Origin of the sequence: Limosilactobacillus mucosae DSM 13345 (assembly GCF_001436025.1) — a bacterium.
Taxonomy (GTDB): domain Bacteria; phylum Bacillota; class Bacilli; order Lactobacillales; family Lactobacillaceae; genus Limosilactobacillus; species Limosilactobacillus mucosae.
On record NZ_AZEQ01000024.1, the window covers coordinates 1 to 22489 of the forward strand.

At 43.1% G+C, this 22489-nt stretch carries 21 protein-coding genes, 1 tRNA gene and 1 riboswitch; of the genes, 6 read left to right on the forward strand and 16 right to left on the reverse strand.

All coding sequences use genetic code 11. The annotated features are described in order from the left end of the window. Positions 1–655 precede the first annotated feature (655 nt). From FC47_RS09045 to FC47_RS09070, 6 genes are all read right to left on the reverse strand, one after another. Positions 656–728: transfer RNA gene (locus tag FC47_RS09045), tRNA-Glu, on the reverse strand. 62 nt (positions 729–790) lie between these two features. Beyond that, positions 791–1120, reverse strand: a complete 330-nt coding sequence (locus FC47_RS09050) for a hypothetical protein (protein ID WP_056968683.1) — start codon at positions 1118–1120, stop codon at positions 791–793. A 132-nt stretch (positions 1121–1252) separates the two neighbouring features. Next, positions 1253–1594 carry a hypothetical protein gene (locus FC47_RS10635; protein WP_155519172.1) on the reverse strand — a complete coding sequence of 114 codons (342 nt, stop codon included), beginning with the start codon at positions 1592–1594 and terminating at the stop codon, positions 1253–1255. Positions 1595–1674: 80 nt separating this feature from the next. Then, positions 1675–2229 (reverse strand): folate family ECF transporter S component, encoded by a 555-nt coding sequence (locus FC47_RS09060; RefSeq protein WP_081036769.1) that lies wholly within the window; start codon positions 2227–2229, stop codon positions 1675–1677. Positions 2230–2282: 53 nt separating this feature from the next. Further along, a riboswitch (THF riboswitch) is annotated at positions 2283–2376 on the reverse strand. Positions 2377–2461: 85 nt separating this feature from the next. Continuing rightward, positions 2462–3862 (reverse strand): MFS transporter, encoded by a 1401-nt coding sequence (locus tag FC47_RS09065; RefSeq protein ID WP_056968686.1) that lies wholly within the window; start codon positions 3860–3862, stop codon positions 2462–2464. 932 nt (positions 3863–4794) lie between these two features. Continuing rightward, a complete protein-coding gene (locus tag FC47_RS09070) occupies positions 4795–6339 on the reverse strand; it encodes a GH35 family beta-galactosidase (RefSeq protein ID WP_056968687.1) in 1545 nt (514 codons plus the stop codon). 232 nt (positions 6340–6571) lie between these two features. On the opposite strand from FC47_RS09070, the gene FC47_RS09075 reads away from it, so the two are divergent. From FC47_RS09075 to FC47_RS09085, 3 genes are all read left to right on the forward strand, one after another. Next, a complete protein-coding gene (locus FC47_RS09075) occupies positions 6572–7387 on the forward strand; it encodes an AraC family transcriptional regulator (protein WP_056968688.1) in 816 nt (271 codons plus the stop codon). 285 nt (positions 7388–7672) lie between these two features. Continuing rightward, positions 7673–8527 carry an aldo/keto reductase gene (locus tag FC47_RS09080; RefSeq protein ID WP_056968689.1) on the forward strand — a complete coding sequence of 285 codons (855 nt, stop codon included), beginning with the start codon at positions 7673–7675 and terminating at the stop codon, positions 8525–8527. A 149-nt stretch (positions 8528–8676) separates the two neighbouring features. Next, positions 8677–9405 (forward strand): M57 family metalloprotease, encoded by a 729-nt coding sequence (locus tag FC47_RS09085; protein WP_235804015.1) that lies wholly within the window; start codon positions 8677–8679, stop codon positions 9403–9405. A 55-nt stretch (positions 9406–9460) separates the two neighbouring features. Here the strand turns inward: FC47_RS09085 and FC47_RS09090 are convergent, their stop codons facing one another. The 9 genes from FC47_RS09090 to FC47_RS09130 all read right to left on the reverse strand — a co-directional run bounded on the left by FC47_RS09090 (position 9461) and on the right by FC47_RS09130 (position 20294). After that, positions 9461–9826, reverse strand: a complete 366-nt coding sequence (locus FC47_RS09090) for a DUF1304 domain-containing protein (protein WP_056968690.1) — start codon at positions 9824–9826, stop codon at positions 9461–9463. Positions 9827–9938: 112 nt separating this feature from the next. After that, positions 9939–10145, reverse strand: a complete 207-nt coding sequence (locus FC47_RS09095; protein ID WP_006500319.1) for a hypothetical protein — start codon at positions 10143–10145, stop codon at positions 9939–9941. A gap of 3 nt (positions 10146–10148) precedes the next feature. Next, positions 10149–10847 (reverse strand): MIP/aquaporin family protein, encoded by a 699-nt coding sequence (locus FC47_RS09100; RefSeq protein ID WP_056968691.1) that lies wholly within the window; start codon positions 10845–10847, stop codon positions 10149–10151. A 110-nt stretch (positions 10848–10957) separates the two neighbouring features. Further along, entirely contained in the window at positions 10958–12319 is a 1362-nt protein-coding gene (locus tag FC47_RS09105) for a glucose-6-phosphate isomerase (protein WP_056968692.1), read from the reverse strand. Positions 12320–12643: 324 nt separating this feature from the next. Beyond that, complete coding sequence (araA, locus tag FC47_RS09110) at positions 12644–14068, reverse strand: L-arabinose isomerase (RefSeq protein WP_056968693.1); 1425 nt, start codon at positions 14066–14068, stop codon at positions 12644–12646. Between the two features lie 193 nt (positions 14069–14261). After that, the gene (locus FC47_RS09115; protein ID WP_056968694.1) at positions 14262–15344 is read right to left on the reverse strand and encodes a GntR family transcriptional regulator; all 1083 of its coding nucleotides are present in this window, start codon (positions 15342–15344) and stop codon (positions 14262–14264) included. Between the two features lie 149 nt (positions 15345–15493). Further along, positions 15494–16225 carry an L-ribulose-5-phosphate 4-epimerase gene (locus FC47_RS09120; RefSeq protein ID WP_056968695.1) on the reverse strand — a complete coding sequence of 244 codons (732 nt, stop codon included), beginning with the start codon at positions 16223–16225 and terminating at the stop codon, positions 15494–15496. Between the two features lie 24 nt (positions 16226–16249). Then, a complete protein-coding gene (locus tag FC47_RS09125) occupies positions 16250–17854 on the reverse strand; it encodes a xylulokinase (protein WP_056968696.1) in 1605 nt (534 codons plus the stop codon). 238 nt (positions 17855–18092) lie between these two features. Further along, positions 18093–20294, reverse strand: a complete 2202-nt coding sequence (locus FC47_RS09130; RefSeq protein ID WP_056968697.1) for a beta-glucosidase — start codon at positions 20292–20294, stop codon at positions 18093–18095. Between the two features lie 222 nt (positions 20295–20516). On the opposite strand from FC47_RS09130, the gene FC47_RS09135 reads away from it, so the two are divergent. The 3 genes from FC47_RS09135 to FC47_RS11135 are packed head-to-tail and all read left to right on the forward strand — an operon-like array spanning position 20517 to position 21503. Continuing rightward, the gene (locus FC47_RS09135; protein WP_155519173.1) at positions 20517–21104 is read left to right on the forward strand and encodes a hypothetical protein; all 588 of its coding nucleotides are present in this window, start codon (positions 20517–20519) and stop codon (positions 21102–21104) included. 12 nt (positions 21105–21116) lie between these two features. After that, entirely contained in the window at positions 21117–21389 is a 273-nt protein-coding gene (locus tag FC47_RS09140) for an AraC family transcriptional regulator (protein ID WP_056968699.1), read from the forward strand. A 12-nt stretch (positions 21390–21401) separates the two neighbouring features. Further along, the gene (locus FC47_RS11135) at positions 21402–21503 is read left to right on the forward strand and encodes a hypothetical protein (RefSeq protein WP_420896569.1); all 102 of its coding nucleotides are present in this window, start codon (positions 21402–21404) and stop codon (positions 21501–21503) included. 87 nt (positions 21504–21590) lie between these two features. On the opposite strand, the gene FC47_RS09145 is transcribed toward FC47_RS11135, so the two are convergent. Beyond that, positions 21591–22451, reverse strand: a complete 861-nt coding sequence (locus FC47_RS09145) for an IS3 family transposase (protein WP_155519174.1) — start codon at positions 22449–22451, stop codon at positions 21591–21593. Positions 22452–22489: the final 38 nt, after the last annotated feature.

The window sequence follows — 22489 nt, forward strand, 5'->3', positions numbered from 1 at the left end:
ACACAAAATTATTGACACTCTCCCTTTTTTCTTTAGATAGTAGGTAAAAATGTATATTTTGGGTTTGTTTGAGCTAGACCGACTTTGTGAACTACCTACTATTGGGGAATTTTTCCCAAATAGTAGGTAATGTTGGGTCCTCCAAACTCGATATACACTAAGTTTTACCTACTATGCATCGTTTTTTTGAAAAAAGTAGGTAATGATATTTCCGTCATATGTTATTATGCAATAATTTTTGAATAACCTTTGCCATCAAATCAATAGTCACTTTATAATCCCTGCTGAATCAAACGCAGCCAAAGACCGATTAATCACACTACCATAAAAGACCGCGCTGCTCGTCATTACCATTACTGCTCGCTGTCGCAGATGCTTTAAGATATCCATCATCCCATCGAAACCATTCAAAGTTTATGACGGCATCATTTATCCACGCCGCTGTCAATTTTGCCGATCAGCACCGAGCAATCGCGTAATAGCGGATACTTATCGAAATCGCCATCAACTTGAACTGTTCAGGAACGACCATCCGCCGCTCATTTACCGTCGTTTTTTAGTTGCATCAATCATGCCTAGTTTAGTAAGTAAAAAAAAGGTCAACGTACGAAAATCGCACATTGACCTTTTAAAATTATTAAGTTTTAATTTTGTATCACCCACACGGGGATCGAACCCGTAACTCCGCCTTGAGAGGGCGACGTCTTAACCAATTTGACCAGTGGGCAATAGTAACGTACATGTATTAGTTTACGTTACTATGATGGATTTTGTCAATCAATATTTTGAATTATTCATAAGAAAGTTCAATTAAATATACCGATTCGCGTGGAATATGCGACGTCGTAACCCAGACATCATGATATCCCGGAATATCACCACGCGTCTGCTGGTAGAAATAATCTAACAGCTCGCCATTTTTGGCAACGAATTCCGGCGCCAACCGATTAACCATTAATTTACTGTCTGGAAAATAAAAATTAGAATCAGCGATCTTCAAATTATCGGGAATCGTAATCGAAATCGCATTTGAATAGAGTGGCATCCGCGTTTTGATCAACTCGGGATGATGATTGATCTTGGACAAAACGTAGTACAAAGTATCAGAATTACTGGCCATCTTATCGCTTCCTTATTCTCTCTTCTCTTAATTTCACCACTGCATTTCATTTTAGCAGAAAGGGCTAAAAAAAGTTAAGTCATTCCTCCAACCGTCTGTCATGATTATTTAACGAAATGTCGAATCAGCCAATTAACCAGCCAGAAAAACAGGCCATAAGCTGCAGTACCCAGTATGATCAGTCCCAACCAGATCACAGCCTCTTTTTTCAGCTGACCTGAAGCAGCAATCATTGTCGCTGCGCTCATACCACCAAGTAATGCGTATATTCCCACCGTCATCAAAAGGCTTTTTTTTAGAGTTGATCCTCTCTAGCAGCCAATCAAGATAGTACCATTGAATCAAGGCAACCAAGCTAATGACAGCTACTATCTTCCAAAAACCAAGCGGCGGTGGAAAATCTGCTCCCAGCAGCGCTATTCCGAGACTGCCAATAATAAAGACAGCCGTTTCACTGATTTTAATTTTTTTCATAACCAAATTTCCCAATATAATCAAAGGCAATCAAAAAGCATGATTCTGACCATCATCAAAATCATGCTCCTACTGTCATTTTAATCAAAAGTCGTCTTGAGACCAGCCCGTTCAACTGCCTTTAAAAGCGTTAAGACGATCAATGCCTCAATTGGCCAGGAGATAACCTCTTTGGGCAGTCGTACCATCAATAGTGCCATAAAAGACATCGCACTGCTGCCCTGCCCTATTCCCATCAAATAGAGCCAAAGCGTCGTAAAAAAGACATTGGTAATCAGAATCTGGCAAAATTCATAAATCAAGATTCGCCGCCAGCTGATCTGCTGCTGATATAAGAACATCCCGGCAATTATTCCTGAAATCGCGGCTGATAGAGTGAAACCAGGAAAAAACATGGCCCCAGAGCTCAACAGCGTATTACTGATCAAGTCGTTGATAATCATTGACAGCGCGCCGATCCATGGTCCCAGTAAAAAGCCAATCAGTGCCGTGGCAATAAAGCCTAAACCAATCTTTAAGACTGCCGGATCACCAATCGACAGCTTCTCCAAAATAATCTGCAGTGCAATCAGCATTGCTGCCAGCGCCATTCTCTTAGTATCAAACTTGGGACCGTGCAGTGACAATATTTTCATAATCAACATCTCCCTAAATTTTTTGTTAGGGATCAACATTGACCATGGTCTCCGGTGGTGAATGCGGAAAATACAAGCAGCCGCAGCTTCCTTCCGGTTTCCACATTCCGCTCCACCGGACAATAACTCATATTTTCCTACCCCAACGGCATCCATTGTACGATTTTATGACTGTTTTTTCAACATTAGCGAAGTAATCATTCGCTTTTAAATCTGATTGATAATACAGAACTTAGTGAGTAGAATTATCCATACTTCTTTTCTTTAAATCAATGGCAATTTGATCAACTGTTTTTTGATCAAGCTTGTAGAAAAGCAATAAAATCGTACTTACCAAGGTAACTGCTGCTGGAACTAAGTTAACAATTGCATTAATTCCAGTTTGAGTTGCTACAGATTGTGCTTGATTAGCCACGTAACCAGTTGCTTGCAACAACAAGGCACCAATTGAACCTGTAACAGCAGTCGCGATAGAAACAGCAACCGTAATCATAGAAACGGATAACCCAATATTCCGCACGCCATATTTCCAATCACCATATTCAATACTATCAGACATCATGCCAAAAGTAATGTTGGCGCTTGAGTTCGTAAAGCCAATAATTGCATTTAAAATGAAAACAACTACAATATCTTTGAAGAAGAACAATCCCACTAATGACAAAATTTGGATCACATTTAAACCAATCATATATCCCTTCTTGCCAAATGTCTTTGTCCCCCATGGTAGCAAAGCAGAACCAATTAACTGGGCAATAGTTAAGGTCGTCATAATCGGTGCAACTAGAGCATAAGATCCAACAACATAAATTACATAGTAAACCAACATCATCATCCGTAGCATGGTACTAGCAGCGCCAAAGAAGGTTGAACCAACAGTAACATCTAATTGACTATTTTTCACTAGTGCTTTTAGTGAAGTCCAAATAGAAACCTTTTCAACAGGCGCAACGGATGCTTGACTTGGAGTGCCAGATTCTTTTACAGTTTCCCTACACTTCAATCCGCAAATAACAACAAAGGGAACCATAACTACTGAACAAACTACTGTAGCCCAAAAATATCCAGTGCCATTAGCCTTAGTACTGTGACCGAAGAACAGAATCATTGGCATAGCAATTGCCGAAAGAATCATTTGAATAACTGATGAACCAACCGATCGTGCAGCTGATAAATTCATTCGCACTTGAGAATCACTTGATACTACGTTAACCAATGCACTATAGGCGTTACTGATAGCAGTGTAAAGCAAACCAACAATGATATAGCATACACAGCATAAAAATACTTGTGCAACACCAGTTACTGGAAAGACGGTAAAGGTTAGAATATTGAAAATAGCCATAAATGGTGCCAAAAACATTAACCATGGACGGAATTTTCCCCACTTGCTGTTCGTACGATCTTGAATAGCACCCCAAACCGGACTGGCAACTCCTTGTACAATCCGAGCAATTAACATAATGATTGAAATTGCTCCTGCTGCCAACCCTAATACATCCGTGTAGAAAACCATTAAGTAGGTATTAATCATATACCAGCTTAACTGGTCTCCAATTTCACCAAAACTATAGTATACTGCCAATGCTTTGCTAGTCTTTTCGTGCTGTAGCGCGCTTGCTTTATTTTCCATTTCTTCCACCTCTTAATCTTTGTTTTCATACTAAAAATCTGTGAATAAGAATTTACTTGCTGATGCATTGCTTGTTTTATATATCTAAATTATGATTTCGATTATTAATTAAACCAGTCTTTAGCAAATTAAATGGTGCCATGTCTTAAACCCGCTAATTCAGATGGCAACTTTATCTGCATCAGAATAATAGAGTTGTTAGTTTTACTCATTGGGATGATCATCCAACAAGCTAACTTTTTTAATTTCAAGTCTAAAAATCAGTTAATTATTTTCTTAATCAACTGAACACATAAATATCTCACGTCCAAGGTCCTTATAGTAGTCACAATAGTAATAAAGCCTGAGAAATACCGCATCCAGTAACAGTATCAAATAAATCAGCATACACAACATTATTACAATAATCTTGATGTCGACTCATTAAAGTAAAATTAATATCAGCACCCTCTATTCAACTTCGACCATTCTTTGTATGGACGCGTTATTTCAAATAATATAATCACTATCATCATGATAATTAGTATTAATAATGTAAAATGTTTTATTACAATGTTTGACAATTTAAGTCATCACTCTAACCATCACATTCTTGATTTACTCCTAACCATGTCAAAACTAAAACAAGTCAAAAAATTAATCCTTACCATGCATATTATTGTTAAATCTGAGTAACCCCTCCGAAACAATTGGGTTATTAACTCCCGTCATAATCAAACACCACTCCAAACGCCAGCAGAATAAATATTCAAGATATATCTTTCTATATAAGTGTAAACGCTGTCAGCGACACCATCAATCTTAACATTTTGCTATATTTATAGATATGTTGTAAATCGAGAGATGAACAAACTTTTTTGCTACTTTCAACAATAAAAAAGTCATCCAAGATACGATTTTCTCGGATGACAAATTACTAATAATTTATTTATTTAAAATTTGTATAGATTTAAACGGTAACTTCCAAGATTGTCACCAAAACTAATGCTCATCTTTTCATCACCATTAAGAACTCGTGTGGTCTTCCATTGACCATTCTCAATTATACCTTCATCCAATTCAAGAATATCTACTTGAGTATTCTCATCTTGTTTTGGCATAAACGTTAATTTACACATCGTTCCAATTGCCAAGAACTGATTATCATCTAATTCAATAATAATTCCAGCACCCAAAGGCTTACCACTTTCACGTGGGTTATATGCTATTTGAAGATCGTAGTTCTTGAAACGCAAGAACGTTCCATAATCGTTTTCACCGTGACGAACAAAGCTTTGCCAATGGTTGGTTCCACGATACTTGAGCAGTAATGGTTCAAGTTCATGCATTAAATGATAAGTAGCTGCCAAACGCTCCTTACTACCAGCAATATCAAAGGCAGATGGATCAATATTTAAAGCAATCATAACTTCCATTGGTGGACGATCAACGCTGTTAGGATCACCACCTAGTTCTTCAATACCAAATGGTGAAAAGCCAATGGCATTCTTGGCCGCAAATGCATACAGACAATACGAAACGGCAACTGCATCTTTACGAATTTCCGGAATAAATAATGGATTATCGTCTGAAGCATAGTCATCCATAACATCTGCGCAATATGGAACATAAATATCTGGAGCAAAGGCGGCCAGCGATGGTGCTGCAATTTTCCAAGTTGCTTGAACATCAGGAACTGGCCCCCCCATTGGATAAGAACCGGGATACCAAGGATATTGTTTTAACCAAGAGTTAGCATAGCAAGGTAAAGAATATTCTTTTTGACCTGCTTCTGTGATTTTTTCAACCGCTTTAGCAAAATACCATGCCATAAATTGTTCATCTGCATCATAGCCAAATGCTTCACTCCATGTTTGTTGTGGATTTAAATTTAATCCATCCGCCAACTCTCTTGGCAATGTCTGTGCAAAAGCTTCATTAGCAGTTGCACAAAAATCACGTGCAGAACCCATAACACCAATTTCATTTTCAACTTGCATCATAATGACAGTGCTTTTCTCTTCATCATAAGTCTTCAAATGACTCATCAATTCTGCAAATGCATGTGCATCACGATTAACAGCAGCTTGACAGAATGGTGAAATAGTTTTGGTTGGCTTACCATTTACATCATTAACCCGATAATAATTCTTCGTATCTTGCTTCATCCAAGCAGGAACATACATTGATTCCGCGTTCTTCCATAAACCGAACCATAAAAGAATTAAGCGCATATTATTTTGTCGAGCTTGATCAATTAATCCATCTACTAATGAAAAATTAAACTGATCTGGCTGTGGTTCTAATGATTCCCAATAAACAGGTACCACAACCGAATTCATATTTAATTCTTGAAGCTTAGGCCAAATTTCCTTTTTCATATAGTCAAGACTACTAGCAGCTGAGTTATGCACTTCTCCGGCATAGGCAAAGAAAGGCTTGCCATCTACATATAACGTTTTAATTCCATGACTATCGCATTTAATTTTTGCTGTCATAAATTTTCCTCCTCGTATCCGTTTATGCAAATTTCGAGAATGATTTTGATATCTTTTTAAATTTTAATTAGCAAGTATCCGTATATCCTTGCAAAAATCCCTATCATCTCGGTTAATTCGCCTTAAAGACATTTGATTTATATCTTTTAAGCTCATTGTAAGCGGTACCTTGATTTTCATCAATATTAATATTATGCTATTTCTATAAAAATATTAAGGAGATTGATTATTTATGTTTATACAGGTCCATGATTCTCTGCAAATGAGGCAAAATTATCCATTAGCAATTTACTACTTTGGTTATCATCATCATCAAGAACACGTCATTCGAATGCATGGACTTGATGTTTATCAATTATTCTATTGTGAGAGTGGTCGTGGCGAAATTTTAACTCAGAATAAAAAATTTTTAATTGGTAAAGACGAAGTATTCATCCTTTCACCTAAAACCTATTGCGAATATTATTCAATTAGTGATGAACCATGGATTGTAGATATTATTGGCTTCCGCGGTTCTTTAGCAGATGCAATTGTTAATCGTTTAAATCTTGCCCAACCAAGTATTTTTACTTTAAGCAGAAACTTTGATTTTCCGGAATTCGTAAAAAATTTAATCGATATTGCCCAAAAGCCCAATTCCCAGATTGAATTATCAACATATTGCTATAAATTACTTCTCCTCTTAACCAATACCCTGACACCCGTGTTACCAATTACAGAGAATAATTCGGATATTATCACGGAAAAAGTCATCCCATACATTCAAAAGAACTATTTAAAAGATATATGTCTTGATGAAATCGCTGATGCTTGTAAGATTTCTAAAGGACATCTTTGTCATCGATTCAAAGAGGAATTCGGTCAAACCATCAACGACTATATCATTAGTTTAAAAATTGCTCAGGCAAGGCAAAAACTTATCTTCTCCCCAGAAAAATCAATCGGGGAAATTGCAATTGAATGTGGTTTCTCAAGCGCTAGCTATTTTGGGTATAAATTTAAAAAAATTATGGGAATGTCACCCAATCAATATCGCTTAATTAATTAGATTAGCAAAGAGAAAAATACAACGCTGTATGACCATAATTACCTTAAAAGTAAAGCTCATAAGTTATGTAAGAATAGTAAGACGATCATTGAGTTGATATGCATCAATTCAATTAAAAGACGATAACAAAACGGATCAGATATTTTATTTTGTTTGGTCGAATAAGAATATCTTCCATTTATCTGGCAATTCTGATATTCAAAATTAGATTTATCCATAATTTACCTAACAACTTAGCGTATAATTTAGTTAGTTTATTTTTATAGCAAAGAAAGGATTTTTTAAATGGCCAATCAAATCAGCAACCAATTTTTAACCCTGGCAGACGGCTACAAAATGCCCCAAGAAGGGTTTGGACTCTACAAGATCACTGACGAACAAGAAGCCGTCAATGCCATTAAATGGGCATATGAAGCCGGCTACCGCTTGTTTGATACAGCACAGATGTATGAAAACGAAGAATTTGTCGGTGAAGGGCTGCGTCAATTAACCGCACCCCGTGAAAGCTACTTTATTACGACTAAGGTTTCCGAGGCCAACCAAGGCTATGACCAGGCAAAAAAATCCGTAGCTGACTCATTGAAAAAGCTGGGTTTGGACTATGTAGACCTGCTTTTGATTCACTGGCCGGTACACCAGCACTTCTTTGAAACCTGGCGTGCCTTTGAAGACTTAAAAGCAGAAGGTTTGGTACGTTCAATCGGGGTTTCAAACTATGGCATGATTCACTTGGAATACCTGGCAACCAAGGCGCGGGAAATGCCGGTTCTGGATCAATTAGAGGTTCATCCATGGCTGACCGAAAAACCAATGCTTAAATTCAATGCCGATCACAACATCATCACTCAAGCCTGGAGTCCACTTGGCCGTGGCAAGCGTCTTGACGATCCCGTCTTGCTCAAATTGGCTGAAGCACATGGCAAAACGCCAGCTCAAATCATTTTGCGCTGGCATCTGCAAAACGGAATTGCCATCATTCCAAAATCCGTTCATCAAGAACGCATCAAAGCCAATGCCGATATCTTTGATTTTGAATTATCGCCAGCTGAAATGCAGCAGATCGATGGCTTAAACACCAATCACCGCATCAGCAAGGAACCTGAGATGGTTTATGAATTTGGCTGCCAATATCCATATTAAATAATGTTAAAAAGCACCGAGTTGGACAATTCGTTCAAGCCGATGCTTTTTAAGCTTTGGTTGCAATCTTTCCTTTAGGCATCGTTAGATTAGACGTTGCTCTTTTGACAGGGTAAAATAACTCTACACCGTCGTAAAGGAGGAAAATCATGCGACGCTTTTTTGGCACCATCATGCTTTATGCACTGGCATTTATTGGCTTTGGCTGGGCCTACCAAAATAATGAGAACGTCCGCTTAACCGCCAATCGAATTGCCTACGTTGCCCAAGCTGACTTCCAGCAGCTCAAGAGTCGCGTTACCGGCCAAAAGACAACTACGACCGCCAAAACCAAGGCACAGCAACAGACAACTGGTGATGACGACTCAGTCAGTGGTCGCTGGAAGAAAACAACGGCCACCGTCTATGTCAGCTATAAAAACCAGACGCTGCAGCAGGCTGCCTTGGATGCAATCGCCAAATGGAACGCTACCGGCTGCTTTAAGTTCAAGCAGACCAGCAACAAGAAAAATGCCGATATCGTTATGACGACCATGGATAAGGATAATGATGCGGCAGGACTTACTCAGATGAGCGTTGATTCATTAACCGGCTATTTCGTTCATAGCACAGTCTACCTAAATACCGCCTACCTGCTTAATCCCTCCTATGGCTATACCATGGAACGAATCGTCAACACGGCTGAGCACGAATTGGGACATGCTATCGGGCTGCAGCATACCAATGACATCTCAGTCATGCAGCCAGCCGGATCGCTCTATACCATCCAGCAGCGTGACATTGATGCCGTCAACGAGCTTTACAGCAGCCAGGCCAACTCCAGCAGCTCAGCTAGCTCCAGCATCAAAACCTCAACTCAAAACGTCGCTGCCAATTAAAAAATGCCAATTAAAAAATCGCTAAGATTGATCAACCAATCTTAGCGATTTTATTTTATGCCAGCACACAGCAGACTGCAGCCAGAACTGCCGGCAGCATCTGCATTGCCCAAACCTTTTTGCCAACCGTCAGACCGCCATAAAAAGCAACGACAATAACAAAGCTCAACAGCAACAGCCAAACTTTAATCAAAACGGTGCCGCTAAAAAGCCAATAGCTGATGATTAAAGACAGACCCAGCATACCGTTATAGATACCTTGATTGGCAAATGACACCCGTGCTTCTTTTTGACCAACGTATTCTTCTGACAGTCCAAATGCCTTGGCCTGTTTAGCGGGACTGGCAAACATTTCCAATCCCATAATCCCCAGATGCTCAATTCCAACCAGCATCGTTAGCACCATTGCTAAAATTTCCATGAATATCCCCCATTGATTAAATGTCTAGCTAATTATTGCAAGAAACCTGGATAAGTGCAAGCAATCAAGAATGCAAAACGCGCCTGCTGCCAGTGGCAAACGAGCGCGTTTCTTATTTAAGATGTCGATAGATGTGAAACAGCCAAAGCCAGGTACCAAGCAAAAAAACACAGTAGCCGGCACTAAGCCAGGCCAGCCAATGAATGAACGGCAAGACTCGCAAAGCCGCGATGACATAGAAGCAGATTGTCAATACGCACCAGATCGCCAGCCTGTTTTGCACCCGTTCCAGTTCAGCCTGCAGCTTTTCTTTTTTCATGATTTATTTCACCGTCATTTGCAAAAGCGTTGCCAATAAAGCCCCGGCTAACGGTCCCAGCATTGGTACCCAGGCATAGTCCCACATTGCCCTTGATTTGTTCGGTACTGGAATGATCGTATAGGCCAAACGCGGTCCCCAGTCACGAGCCGGATTCAGCGCAAAGCCAGTCGTCGTCCCCAAGCCGGCCCCAATTACAAAGATCACCAGCCCAACAACGACCGGTTTTAACCCAGTCGTAAAATCCCCTAGATTATAAAGCACCAGCATAAAGACAAACGTCGCAATCAACTCGCTCAAAAAGTTGAACAGATTGCTGCGAATCCCAGGAACGGTTGAAAAAATACCGATATTGTTGTGCTTAGAATCCTTGGTCGCCTTAAAATGCGGCCAAAATTGGATCATGACTAAAACAGCACCCAAAAACGCTCCTAAGAACTGCCCAACCAGATAAGGCGCCCCCTGCGACCAGGGAAAGGTGCCAGCTACGGCAAAAGCAATAGTGACCGCGGGATTTAGATGTCCCTGCGCACCAAACGAAGCCGCCACGTAGACTCCCATAGTTACGGCAATCCCCCAGGCAAACGTTACATAGAACCAGTCGCTTTGACCATGCGCCATAGTTTTGTTCAGGTTTAACCCGGCGCCAACGCCACATCCTAAAACAATCAGCGTCAGCGTCCCTAAAAATTCTCCCAGCATTGAAATCTTCCTTTAATGATATAGTTTTGACTATTTAGTATTTAGTTTCTAAAACTAGATACCACAAATAAAAAACGTCATCCGCCAGTCACAGCGAATGACGCGAAAAACTATTTTTCGTTTTCCTTCATTTGAGCACGCAGTTTGTCACCGACTTCTTCAAATCCTGGCTTGCCCAGCAGACCAAACATGTTCGTCTTGTATGCTTCAACACCAGGCTGGTTGAATGGGTTAATACCGTTCAAGTAACCGGAGATCCCCATAGCAACCTCAAAGAAGTAGATCAGACTGCCCAGCGTGTATTCATCCTCACGTGGAATGTGTACCGTCATAACTGGCACGCCACCGGCATTGTGCGCAGCAACCACGGCTTGGTAGGCCTTAGTGTTGACCCAGTCCATGTTCTTGCCTTGCAGGTAGGCCAAACCATCCAGATCGTTTTCAGCTGCCGGAATCGTAACGTCATGGTTTGGCGTATCCAGCTTAACAACCGTTTCCATCAGGTTGCGCAGCCCTTCTTGAATGTATTGACCAAGCGAGTGCAGATCAGTCGTGAAGTTGGCACTGGATGGGTAAATACCTTTTTGGTCCTTACCTTCAGATTCACCAGCCAATTGCTTCCACCATTCGGCAAACATCGTCATGTTTGGCTCGTAGTTTTCCAGCAGTTCGGTCGTGTAGCCCTTGCGATACAAAATGTTACGGTAGGCTGCGTATTGGTAGGCTTCGTTTTGCGTCAGGTCTGGGTTGGTGTATGACTTTTCAGCATCAGCAGCCCCAGCCATCAGTTGGTCGATGTCGGCACCAGAAACGGCAATCGGCAGCAAGCCAACAGCACTCAAAACTGAGTAGCGGCCACCAACGCCATCTGGAATTACAAAGGTTTCCCAACCGGCATCGTCAGCTTCAGTCTTCAAAGCACCGCGCTTAGCATCGGTCGTAGCATAGATGCGCTTGTTGGCACCGGCTTCACCATACTTTTTAACCAGCAGCTCACGGAAGATGCGGAAGGCAATGGCTGGTTCCGTAGTCGTACCAGACTTGGAGACCACGTTGACGGAGAAGTCGCGGTCGCCGATCAGCTGAACCAGATCATGCAAATAAGATGAACTCAGTGAGTTACCGGCAAACAGAACCAATGGGAACTTGCGATCTGCTGGTTCTTGTGAGTAATAGAACGAGTTGTGCAAAAAGTCAATGGCCATCCGCGTACCCAGATAAGAGCCACCAATCCCAATGACAACCAGCACTTCAGAATCGGATTGAATCTGCTTGGCAGCCTGCTTGATACGAGCAAATTCTTCCTTGTCGTATTCGCTTGGCAGATGCAGCCAGTCGCGGAAGTCAGCGCCAGCCCCCGTACCTTCGCGCAGCTCGCTGTCGGCCGCGTTGACCATGGCCTGCATTTCGCCCAGTTCGTTTTCGTGCACGAACTTCTTCAGTGCACTGGCGTCAAATGAAATTTGCGTCATTAAAAAACACTTCTTTCCTTAAATCTATCTAACATATGATTTCATAATAAAATGATAGCCGATTGTGGAGCCGGTTTCAACGTTGATCTGAAACTTGTCACTATTAGTAGAATCGCTAATAAGCATCATGATTGCAAAACATACGGTTGCACGAATAAGTACTAAAATTAGAATCTAAAAGCATCCTTTCAATTCAAAACCGTTTAAATCAAGAGAACCGCCCTGCAGTTAGCCGAGCGGTTCTTTTGATATTTGGATTCAGTAATTAAGATTTTGAGTGGCTAGGATTGTTCAGAGCAGAGGATAAGCAAAGAGTTATAAGAATTATTCGGCATATTCAACATTGCATTCAAGCATCTTGAACAAGTCCTTGATCTGCTGTGGCTTAATGGTAAAGCTCAAGATCGTGTGGTGACCGCCACCGGCATGCATCCAGAATTCAGCTCCATCACGTAGACCAGTCGTTGGCGTCCATAATTGCTTGGCAACTGGCAGATGTGGCGTTTCCTTTTCTGGCTTGTGGCAGTCAACGCTGTAACCGATGATCTTGTAACCAGCACGGAAGTCAGAGAGCGTAACGTCAATGGCCTTGCCTTCTGAACCGGTAAATACCAGCCGTGCCGGATCATCCTTGCCGCCAATGTCGAGTGGGTGTACCTCAACGCGTGGCTTATCAGAGGCAATGGTTGGATCAACTTCCAGCATGTGCGAGCCAAGGATAGCTTCGTGACCATGACGCAGATCCAGCGTGTAGTCTTCCATAAAGGCCGTCTTTTCATTGTTGGACAGAATCTTCAGCAGCCGATCCATTCCGGCCGTCTTCCAGTCACCTTCTGCCCCAAAGCCATAGCCATCCCGCATCAGCATTTGCGAAGCCAGACCTGGCAATTGCTTTAAGCCGTGCAGATCTTCAAAGTTGGTGGTAAAGGCCGTGTAACCCTTGTCATCCATGAACTTCTTGATGGCAAGATATTCACGCAGCTGGTATCGAACCGATTCAACGTACTTTTCATGATCGTTGTCGCCTTCTACCATTTCGTACTGTTCTTCAAGTTTCTTGTATTCAGCATCGATGTCTTTTTCATCAACGGCATCAACATATTCAACCAAGTCGCCAACTGGCCAGTAGTCAACGGTCCAGCCCAGACGGATCTCGGCTTCAACCTTGTCGCCTTCCGTAACGGCAACATTACGCATCGTATCGCCAAAACGAACGATCTTGAGCTTAAAGCTTTCATTGTAGGCAACGGCAACCATTTGCCAATCAGCGATCTCTTGTTGAACGTCTTCATCGCCCCAGTAGCCGTAAACGATCTTGTTGCCCTTGTTAAGGCGCGCGTTGATGTAGGCATATTCACGATCACCATGAGCCGATTGATTCAGGTTCATGTAGTCAAAGTCGATCGTATCATATGGAATATTGTTCAGATATTGCGTAGCCAGGTGCAGCAGCGGCTTTTGCAGCAGGCGCGTACCGCGAATCCAGTTTTTGGCTGGCGAGAAAGTGTGCATCCAGGTAATTACCCCGGCAACTTTGTCATTGTAGTTGGCATCCTTCATAAATTGCGTAATGCCTTCTGCCGTGGTCATAACGCCTTTAAAGACGATTGGGTAAGGCAGGTTGCCCGAAGCATTCAATTTATCAACAATATCTTGGGCATCCTTAGCAACGGATTTTAATTGTTCTTCACCGTACAGGAATTGTGAGCCGGCAACGAACCAAAATTCATAATCTGAAATCTTTAACATGAGTTTGAATCTCCTTTTACAAGAAGTTTTAGTCTGTTAAGCCTCTGAAAACGGTTTAATCAGCTTGTATGATAAGAATAACAGATTTGTCCGTATAAATCAATATTTATTCTTAATGTAACAAATAATAAATACCGAATAAAAAAACTGCCGGCAAACACTTGCAGACAGCTTTTAGGCAACTCGCCCATTATTACTTTAATTTCCGCACTGAATCATTAAAAATCAACTTGGCATCATATTCAATCGGCTTGACCTCTTCGCCATCAATCATCCGCATAATCATTCGCCCGGCATCAAGCCCCATTTTTTCCTTGGGATGCTCGATCGTCGTCAAGCGCGGACTGATGTATCGGGCCAGCACATAGTCGTCAAAACCAACGATGCTGACGTCTTCAGGGATTTTTAAACCAGCTGAGCGCACCACGTCCATAACTTGAATGGCCAAGGCATCGTTGTAGCAAACAATCGCCGTTGGATGATCAGGACGCTCCATAATCTGAGACACCCGCTTAAAAATGCGGTTCATATCCTGTCCTGACTGATACATAACCGTTTCGCTCAAATACGAGATATCAGGATATTCCATGTAGGCATTGATAAAGCCCTTCATCCGCCGCGTTCCTTGCAGATCATCAACTTGAAAGATACCCAGAATCCGTTTATGTCCTTGTTTGATCAAATACTGGGTCATCTCATATTCGGCCTCCATATCTTTAATTTCTAGATATGGTGCATTTAATTCTGGATAATGGGCATTGATAAAGACCGTTGGCAGATGACTTTGGGCAATCTTTTGATAGAGATCCATGTTGGTGTTTTCCAGGGCACTTTGGGTTGGCTCAACGATCAAGCCGGCAATCTGTGTATCCAATAAGCGTTCCAGGCTACGCCGCTCATTTTCCCGTTGATTATGGGTATTGCTGACGATCAAAGAATAGCCGTGTGCCGAAACGATCCGGTCGATCCCACTGATGATGTTGGGAAAAATGTAGTCCACCAGATGCGTCGTCACCAGCCCAATCATCTTATTGTTGACCTTGAGCGGCTGCTGGCTGTCTTGCCAGTCGTCAACATACATCCCACCGCCTTGAATGCGGTAGACATAATGCGCGTTTTGCAACTCACCGATTGCCCGTCTGACCGTATAGCGGCTGACGCCAAACTGCTCCATTAAGTTGGATTCGGTTGGCAGCTTGTCACCGAGTTTGTATTTGCCGGACTCAATTTCTTTTTGAATTGCTTTTCTGATAATTTCGTACTTGATTTCTGCCATATGTACACCCTTGCTCTTCTGTTTTTATTAGCTTCTATTTTACGCTCTTTTTGTCCATTTTCTAAGCTAAACGATAAATAAAAATCCTGTCAAAACGCGCTGCTATGACGCAATTTTGACGGGATTTTTCAATCAATTGAACTGATTAATTAGTTTTCGTGCTTAGCGTGATCCTTGGAGTGGGCGCTGTTTTGGCCGTAGTAGGCATTGGCGCCGTGCTTACGGTAATAATGCTTGTCCAATAAATACTGCGGCAGTTCCAGATTTTGACGCGTCAATTGCATAGCGTGATAGTCTTCTTCAGCTACGACTTCCAGCACCTTGGCATTGTAGACGGCCTTGTCCGGCGTTGGTCCCCAGGCAAATGGGCCATGCTGGGAAACCAATGCGGCTGGCGTTGCTTCATAGTCCAAGCCGCGTTCTTTAAACGTCCGCACAATCGTCTTACCCGTGTTGCCTTCGTAGTCTTCTTCAATTTCTTCTTTGGTCAGGGCATCAGCGGCTGGCACGTCGGTGTAGAAAGTATCGGCATGCGTCGTGTTCAGTGCTGGGACGTCCATGTTGGCTGCCGCAAACGAAACGGCCCATGGAGAGTGGGTGTGCACGATCCCGCCAATCTTTGGGAAATGGTTGTACAGGTAAGTGTGCGTTGGCGTGTCGGATGATGGGTTCATGTCGCCTTCTACGACCTCGCCTTTTAAGTTGACGACAACCATGTCTTCTGGTTTCAGCTCATCGTATGGCACTCCAGATGGCTTGATGACGTACAGTCCTTTTTCACGATCGATTCCTGAAACATTGCCCCACGTAAACGAAACTAATCCCAGCTTAGGCAGCTGCATGTTGGCTTCATAGACTTCCTGTTTTAATTCTTCGAGCATGTTTAAATCCTCCCATTTAATCCATTAATCCAATTTCATAGCTTCGCCAGCTGCTTTTTCAGCCGGCATTGCCTGCTTGTAGTTGTCGATAAACTTCTCGTAGCCCTTAACGCTTTCTGGTTCTGGTGACAGCGTAGCAATTTCTTGGTTGGCAAAGACCTCATCATCAAGATAGTCCGCCAACTTTTTACCATGACTGTCAGCAGCATACAGTGCCAAAACAGCCATGCCCCAAGGACCACCCTCACCGGCATTGCTCATGACGCTGATTGGTGTATTCAATGCATCGGCCAGCGCTTGTTGAGCAACGACTGGAGTCTTGAACAGTCCACCTTGCGCGATCAAAACATCAGTACGAATGTGTTCTTCACGCAGCAAAATGTCCATCCCGATCTTTAATGGCGCAAAAGCAGAGTAGAGCTGAACCTTAAACAAGTTGGCCAGGTTAAAGCGACTGTCTGGCTTGCGAACCAGCATTGGCCGGCCTTCACTGACGCGGGTAATGTTTTCACCAGACAGGTAGCTAAAGTTAACCAGCCCACCCCCATCTTGTTCACCACGCAGCGAGGCATCAAACAGCTTTTCATATAATTCGTTTGGTGACAGGGTCACACCTAAAATTCGGGCAAACTGATTAAAGACCGCTGCCCAAGCATTGATGTCAGATGAACAGTTGTTGGTGTGAACCATGGCTACGGGCGCTCCATCCGGGGTCGTTACCATGTCGATGTCACGGTGAACCTGGCTAAGCTTTTGATCCAATACGACCATTGAGAAGGCTGATGTCCCGGCTGAGATGTTACCGGTCCGCTTCCGAACGGCATTGGTAGCCACCATTCCAGTTCCCGCGTCGCCTTCACTTGGTGCCAAAAGTGAACCTGGCTGCAGCAGGCCGCTTGGATCCAGCTTCTTGGCCCCAGCTGCCGTTAAATGGCCGGCTGTTTGTCCAGCAACCAGAACTTTTGGCAAAAGATCCTTGATGTTCCAGTCAAATTGCTTAACCTCTGGTAAGTCAGCAAACTTATCCAACATGGCGGCATCATAGTCGTGCGTAGCTTCATCAATCGGGAACATCCCAGAAGCATCACCGATTCCGGTCGTTTTTTCACCAGTCAATTGCCAGGTGACATAGCCATCCAGAGTCGTAATAAAGCTGATGTCTTTGACGTGTTCTTCATGGTTTAAGATGGCCTGGTACAGGTGGGCAATGCTCCAGCGTTCTGGAATATTAAAATCAAACAGTTCCGTCAGCTTGGCTGCCGCCTCACCAGTAATGTTGTTGCGCCAGGTTCTAAATGGGACCAACAGCTGATTTTCCTTGTTAAATGGCATATAGCCGTGCATCATGGCACTGATGCCAATTGCACCGATTTTAGTCAGCGTTAAACCATATTTTTCATTAACTTCAGTGGCCATCTTGGCGTAACTGGTTTGAATTCCTTCCCAAACCTTTTCCATTGGGTAGGTCCAGATATGATGATCCAATTCGTTTTCCCAGACATAGTCCCCACTGGCAACCGTTTGAAAATCATCCGTAACCAAGACCGCTTTGATTCGGGTTGATCCCAATTCAATCCCCAATGCGGTCTGAGCGTTTTCAATCTTTGACTTAATTTGCACTTGATCCATTGTCAGGCCCTCCTGATTCATTTGTTATGGATTGATCTTAGATAACGATTACATTTTAATATTTTTGTCCGTATAAATCAACCAGACAAGTTAACTGTTTTTCCAAATCAATCAATGACGACATCTGACAAATATAGGCTTTAGGCCAAATAAAAAAGAATCACGAATTTTTCGCGATCCTTTTTAAGTTCTATCGATAGCCAGATTTTCCTAGCCGCTTTTATTTACTTTTTAATCATTACTCCAACTCATTTAGCTTTTGAATCAGTTCATGAACCGTCTTGGCATCCACATCTGCCATCGTCAGTGAACGCAGCGGAATATTGGCAAAGACTGGCGCCAATTCTGGTGACATGAACTTTTCAAAGACATCCGTCAGCTGGAATTCAGCAATTACCTGCTTGATTTGGGCGTCATCATTTTCCATCAGTTCGCCAACGTATGTTTCGCCGGTAATCTTACCCAGCGGATTAGTGCCAATGGTCAGCTCAAATTCTTGACGCAGCCGAATGTCACGCGATGAGCTGCCGACTAAAATCTCGTATTTTCCATTATCAGCTTCCCAGGTTTCAGAGTTATACCAAGCAAACGCGCGCCGCGAGAGCTTAAGGGTCAGATGCTTGGTCTCCCCCGGCTGCAGCTCAACTTTAACAAAATCACGCAATTCATCAACCGGCATGACCGTCTGACTGGCATGGTTGGCTACGTAGATCTGTGCGACTTCCTTACCAGCTTGCTTGCCAGTGTTTGCCAGGTCAAAGCTGACTTCAACGTCGTCGCTATTTTCCTTAATTGCTAAATTGCGATACTCAAAATCAGTGTAGCTCAAGCCATGGCCAAATGGGAAGCGTACCGCCAATTTTTTGGCATCATAGTAGCGATAGCCCATGAAGATGCCCTCACGATATACTTCGTGACGACGATCTTTGCCAAACGTTGGATAGGTTGGATTATCGGTCAATTGAACTGGGAAGGTCTCAGAAAGCTTACCGGATGAATTAACCTGTCCTGACAAAATATCCCAGGTTGCCTCACCAACGGCCTCACCAGCCAAGTAGGTTTCAACAATAGCAGGTACTTTTGGCTCCCAAGGCATTTCAACAGCTGAGCCATTTTGCAGCACTACAGTTACGTGTGCATTGACTGCCAATAGTTGATCGATCAATTGATTTTGATTGGCTGGCAGACTGATTGATTTCTTGTCAAACCCTTCTGATTCCATAGCTTCTGGGAAACCAGCAAAAACCACGACCTGATCACTGTTTTTTGCCAATTCCAAAGCCTCTTTGGTCAACTGATCATCTGGTTGATCACTGTCCAGTCGATAGCCTTGCGCATAGCTGGCATTTTGCGGCATAACCTCTTTTGGCGTAACGACACGATGAGCATTGACATGTGAGCTGCCGCCACCTTCAAAACGCGGCTTTTCAGCCAGTTCACCGATCACGGCCAGTTTGGCATCTTTATTTAACGGCAGTTCCTTATTCTCATTTTTCAGCAGCACGATACTGTCGTCTGCCAGCTGCCGTGCAAATTCATGCTGGGCTTCCATATCATATTCTGGAGCTGCAACGGTTGGGTAACCGTAACGCTCTGCCATTTTTAAGACGCGCAGTGCCGAACGGTTTAACGTCGATTCTTGCAAACGGCCTTCCTTAACGGCTTGGACGATCTCTTCTTTAGAAGCATCCCCCTTACCTGGCATTTCCAGATCCAGACCGGCCTTGATTGCTGCAACATGATCAACTACGGCACCCCAGTCTGACATAACCAGTCCTTGATAGCCCCATTCATCACGCAAAATATGCGTTAACAGGCGCTGATTTTGCGATACCTGAACGCCATTGAGCTTATTGTAAGAGCACATCAGCGTGGCTGGGTGCGCTAATTTAACGATGCGTTCAAACTGTGCCAGATAGATTTCGCGCAGCGTCCGTTCGTCAACATCGGAAGAATTGGTGAAGCGTTGATCTTCACGGTTATTAGTGGCAAAGTGCTTAACACTAACGCCAACCCCAGTACTCTGAACCCCTTTGACATAAGCCGTGCCCATCCGACCAGCCAACAGTGGATCTTCGGAGAAATACTCAAAATTACGACCAGCTAACGGGCTGCGTTTGATGTTGACCCCAGGACCGAGCAATACACCGATCTTTTCAGCCCGTGCCGCTGTTCCCAGATTCTCGCCCAATTTTTCCAGCATGGCATCATCAAACGAGCTGGCCGTCAACGCTGAGCATGGAAAACAAACCGCCTCAATACTTTGGTCCATGGCACTGTGTACATTGACTTGTTTACGCAGGCCAGATGGTCCATCCGTCATCAGCATGGGATCCATTCCCGTTACCTTGGCCGTAAACCAAAAGTCCGTTCCTGAAACCAGATCGGCCCGTTCTTCAAGTGTCAAGCCTTCAACAAAATTCAGATCTACTTTTGTCATATTGCTACCTCATTTTTAAAAATATTCGCAACCGCTTTCTGATGTTATTATAATATTTTTTTGAATCTTCGCTTATCTCATCTTGCTGATAGTGATCTTAAGTTGTGCTTATCAAATCAAAATTATTTTGGATGACAGCCAAATGAAAGGAAATTTCAATGAAAGATTCACTAAAGTTCCTGCAAGCCATGCAAGAAATCACCCAATTGGAAATCAATCTGCTTGACGGTTCAGATACGTTTACCGACGTTGGGGGGGCGTCCTGCCATCATCAAATTGTCAAAAGACTATCTAAATCAGCTGGCTAAGGCCCCCTTGACGCCAGGTGTCTTTTTACTGGCGCCAAATTCTGAGATTCGCGGTGCGTTGCTGGTTGATGATGACCATCGTCTTTTAATCTGGCAAAATCTGCGCAACTGCACTCAACAGCACTTAGAACAATCTGGTAAGGCCATCTGGTTTGGTCTAAATCAAGCTTGGCCCTCACTCTACAAAACATATGAAAACGAGCTACTGCTGCCTGAGCACGTTTTGGAAAGCCACAACAGTTATAATTTAGAAAAGCAGATGCTGATTGCTGTGCGTAATGGAAATGATGCCAGCTATCAGCACTTTTTCCGGCCTTTGACCAGTTCTGGCGATTTTGGTCGCGTTGCCAAAGACCAGCTGCGTAATCAAAAAAATCTGTTAATCTGTCATATCACACTTTTAACCCGTCAGGCAATTGAAGGTGGCCTTTCACCTAGTGAGGCATTTGCCCTATCCGATCAGCTTTGTCAGCAGATTGAAGCATTGCAAAACATCGAGTAGCTGAATGCAAAAATGCAATCAATTGGGCAGCTTTTCATTGAGCATTTGCAAAAGGAAAGACAAGCTCAGGCTGGCAAAAAAAGCCTGCTGACACAAAAAATTGAGGCTGCTTTGCGCGATCACTGTGGTCAGGACTATTCACTGGACGATCTGGCAAACAACTTGCAGCGGGATAAGTTCTACCTGGCTCACCTTTACAAAAATGAGACCGGTCAGACCATTAACCAATACGAAAATTCCTATCGGATCAGCCGCTTTAAGTCTCGCTTGCTTTGGACCGATTAGACCATTACCGAGATTGCCGCCAGCCTTGGTTTTGCTACGCCCAACTATGCCTCACGCTGCTTTAAAAAATTTGTCGGTACGTCACCCAAAAATATCAGCAAGCCCATCAGCTGAATTTTTTACATCTGCAATAACCAAAAGAAAATGCCTTGGAACAGGCACTATTGCCTGTCAAGTATACAGTTTAAATAGAAAAATTATTTATGCGGCTTGAGCGCGGAACTTTTCTGCGCTCAAGCCGTTTTTTGATGCATAAGCTCGTTCGGTATTGAAATATTTAATGGCCTGCTGGATAGATTGTTCCAATTCTGCCATGCTTTTTGGACGAACCCGTTTAGCTAACCAAACCAGTTTGAAATCATTCCACCAACGCTCCATTGGTGAATTCTCCCATGGATGACCGGGGTGAGACATACTATGGATGCAGTTTTGCTCAGCTAAGTAATCATTGAAAGCCATTGAACAGTAAGCTGCGCCACGATCCGTATGGATCATTGGCTGAGCGTCTGGTTCTACTTTGAAGGCACGCTTAAAGGCTTCGATCGCTGATGCGGCCGTTTCAGTAGCCGAAATGTTGTAGCTCAAAACATAGCGACCATATAGATCCATCACTACATGCACGCGCGCCTTCCTTACCTGCTCATTACCATACACAACTTCGGTAGTATCAGTCACCCAAACCTCATTCTTACTCTGACGATCAAATTGCTCATTAAGTAAGTTGTCATTGATGTATTCCTCGTGACGTTTAATCCAATTATGCTTCTTCTTACGGATATTTGCCTTGATCCCGTGATTTCGCATGCAGTTAGTAACCCGCTTTAAGCCGGCCTTGAAATCCAATTTATTTTCAAAAGCTAGTTGCGTCGTCATGCCTAAATAACCCAAGGTCCACTTATGCTTTTTTTCCAATTCCAAAATGGCTTTAAGTAATTCTGCTTGTTCATCATCATGGATATTGGCCTTTCGATGAATCCACTTGTAGTAAGCATCTCGAGTAATACCTGCGATCTCGCTTAAAGTGCTGATTGGCCACCCGTACTCTTCATTTAGTTCTTTGATGGCTTGTTGTTTGAAGAACTTTTCGCCTCCCGATTGCG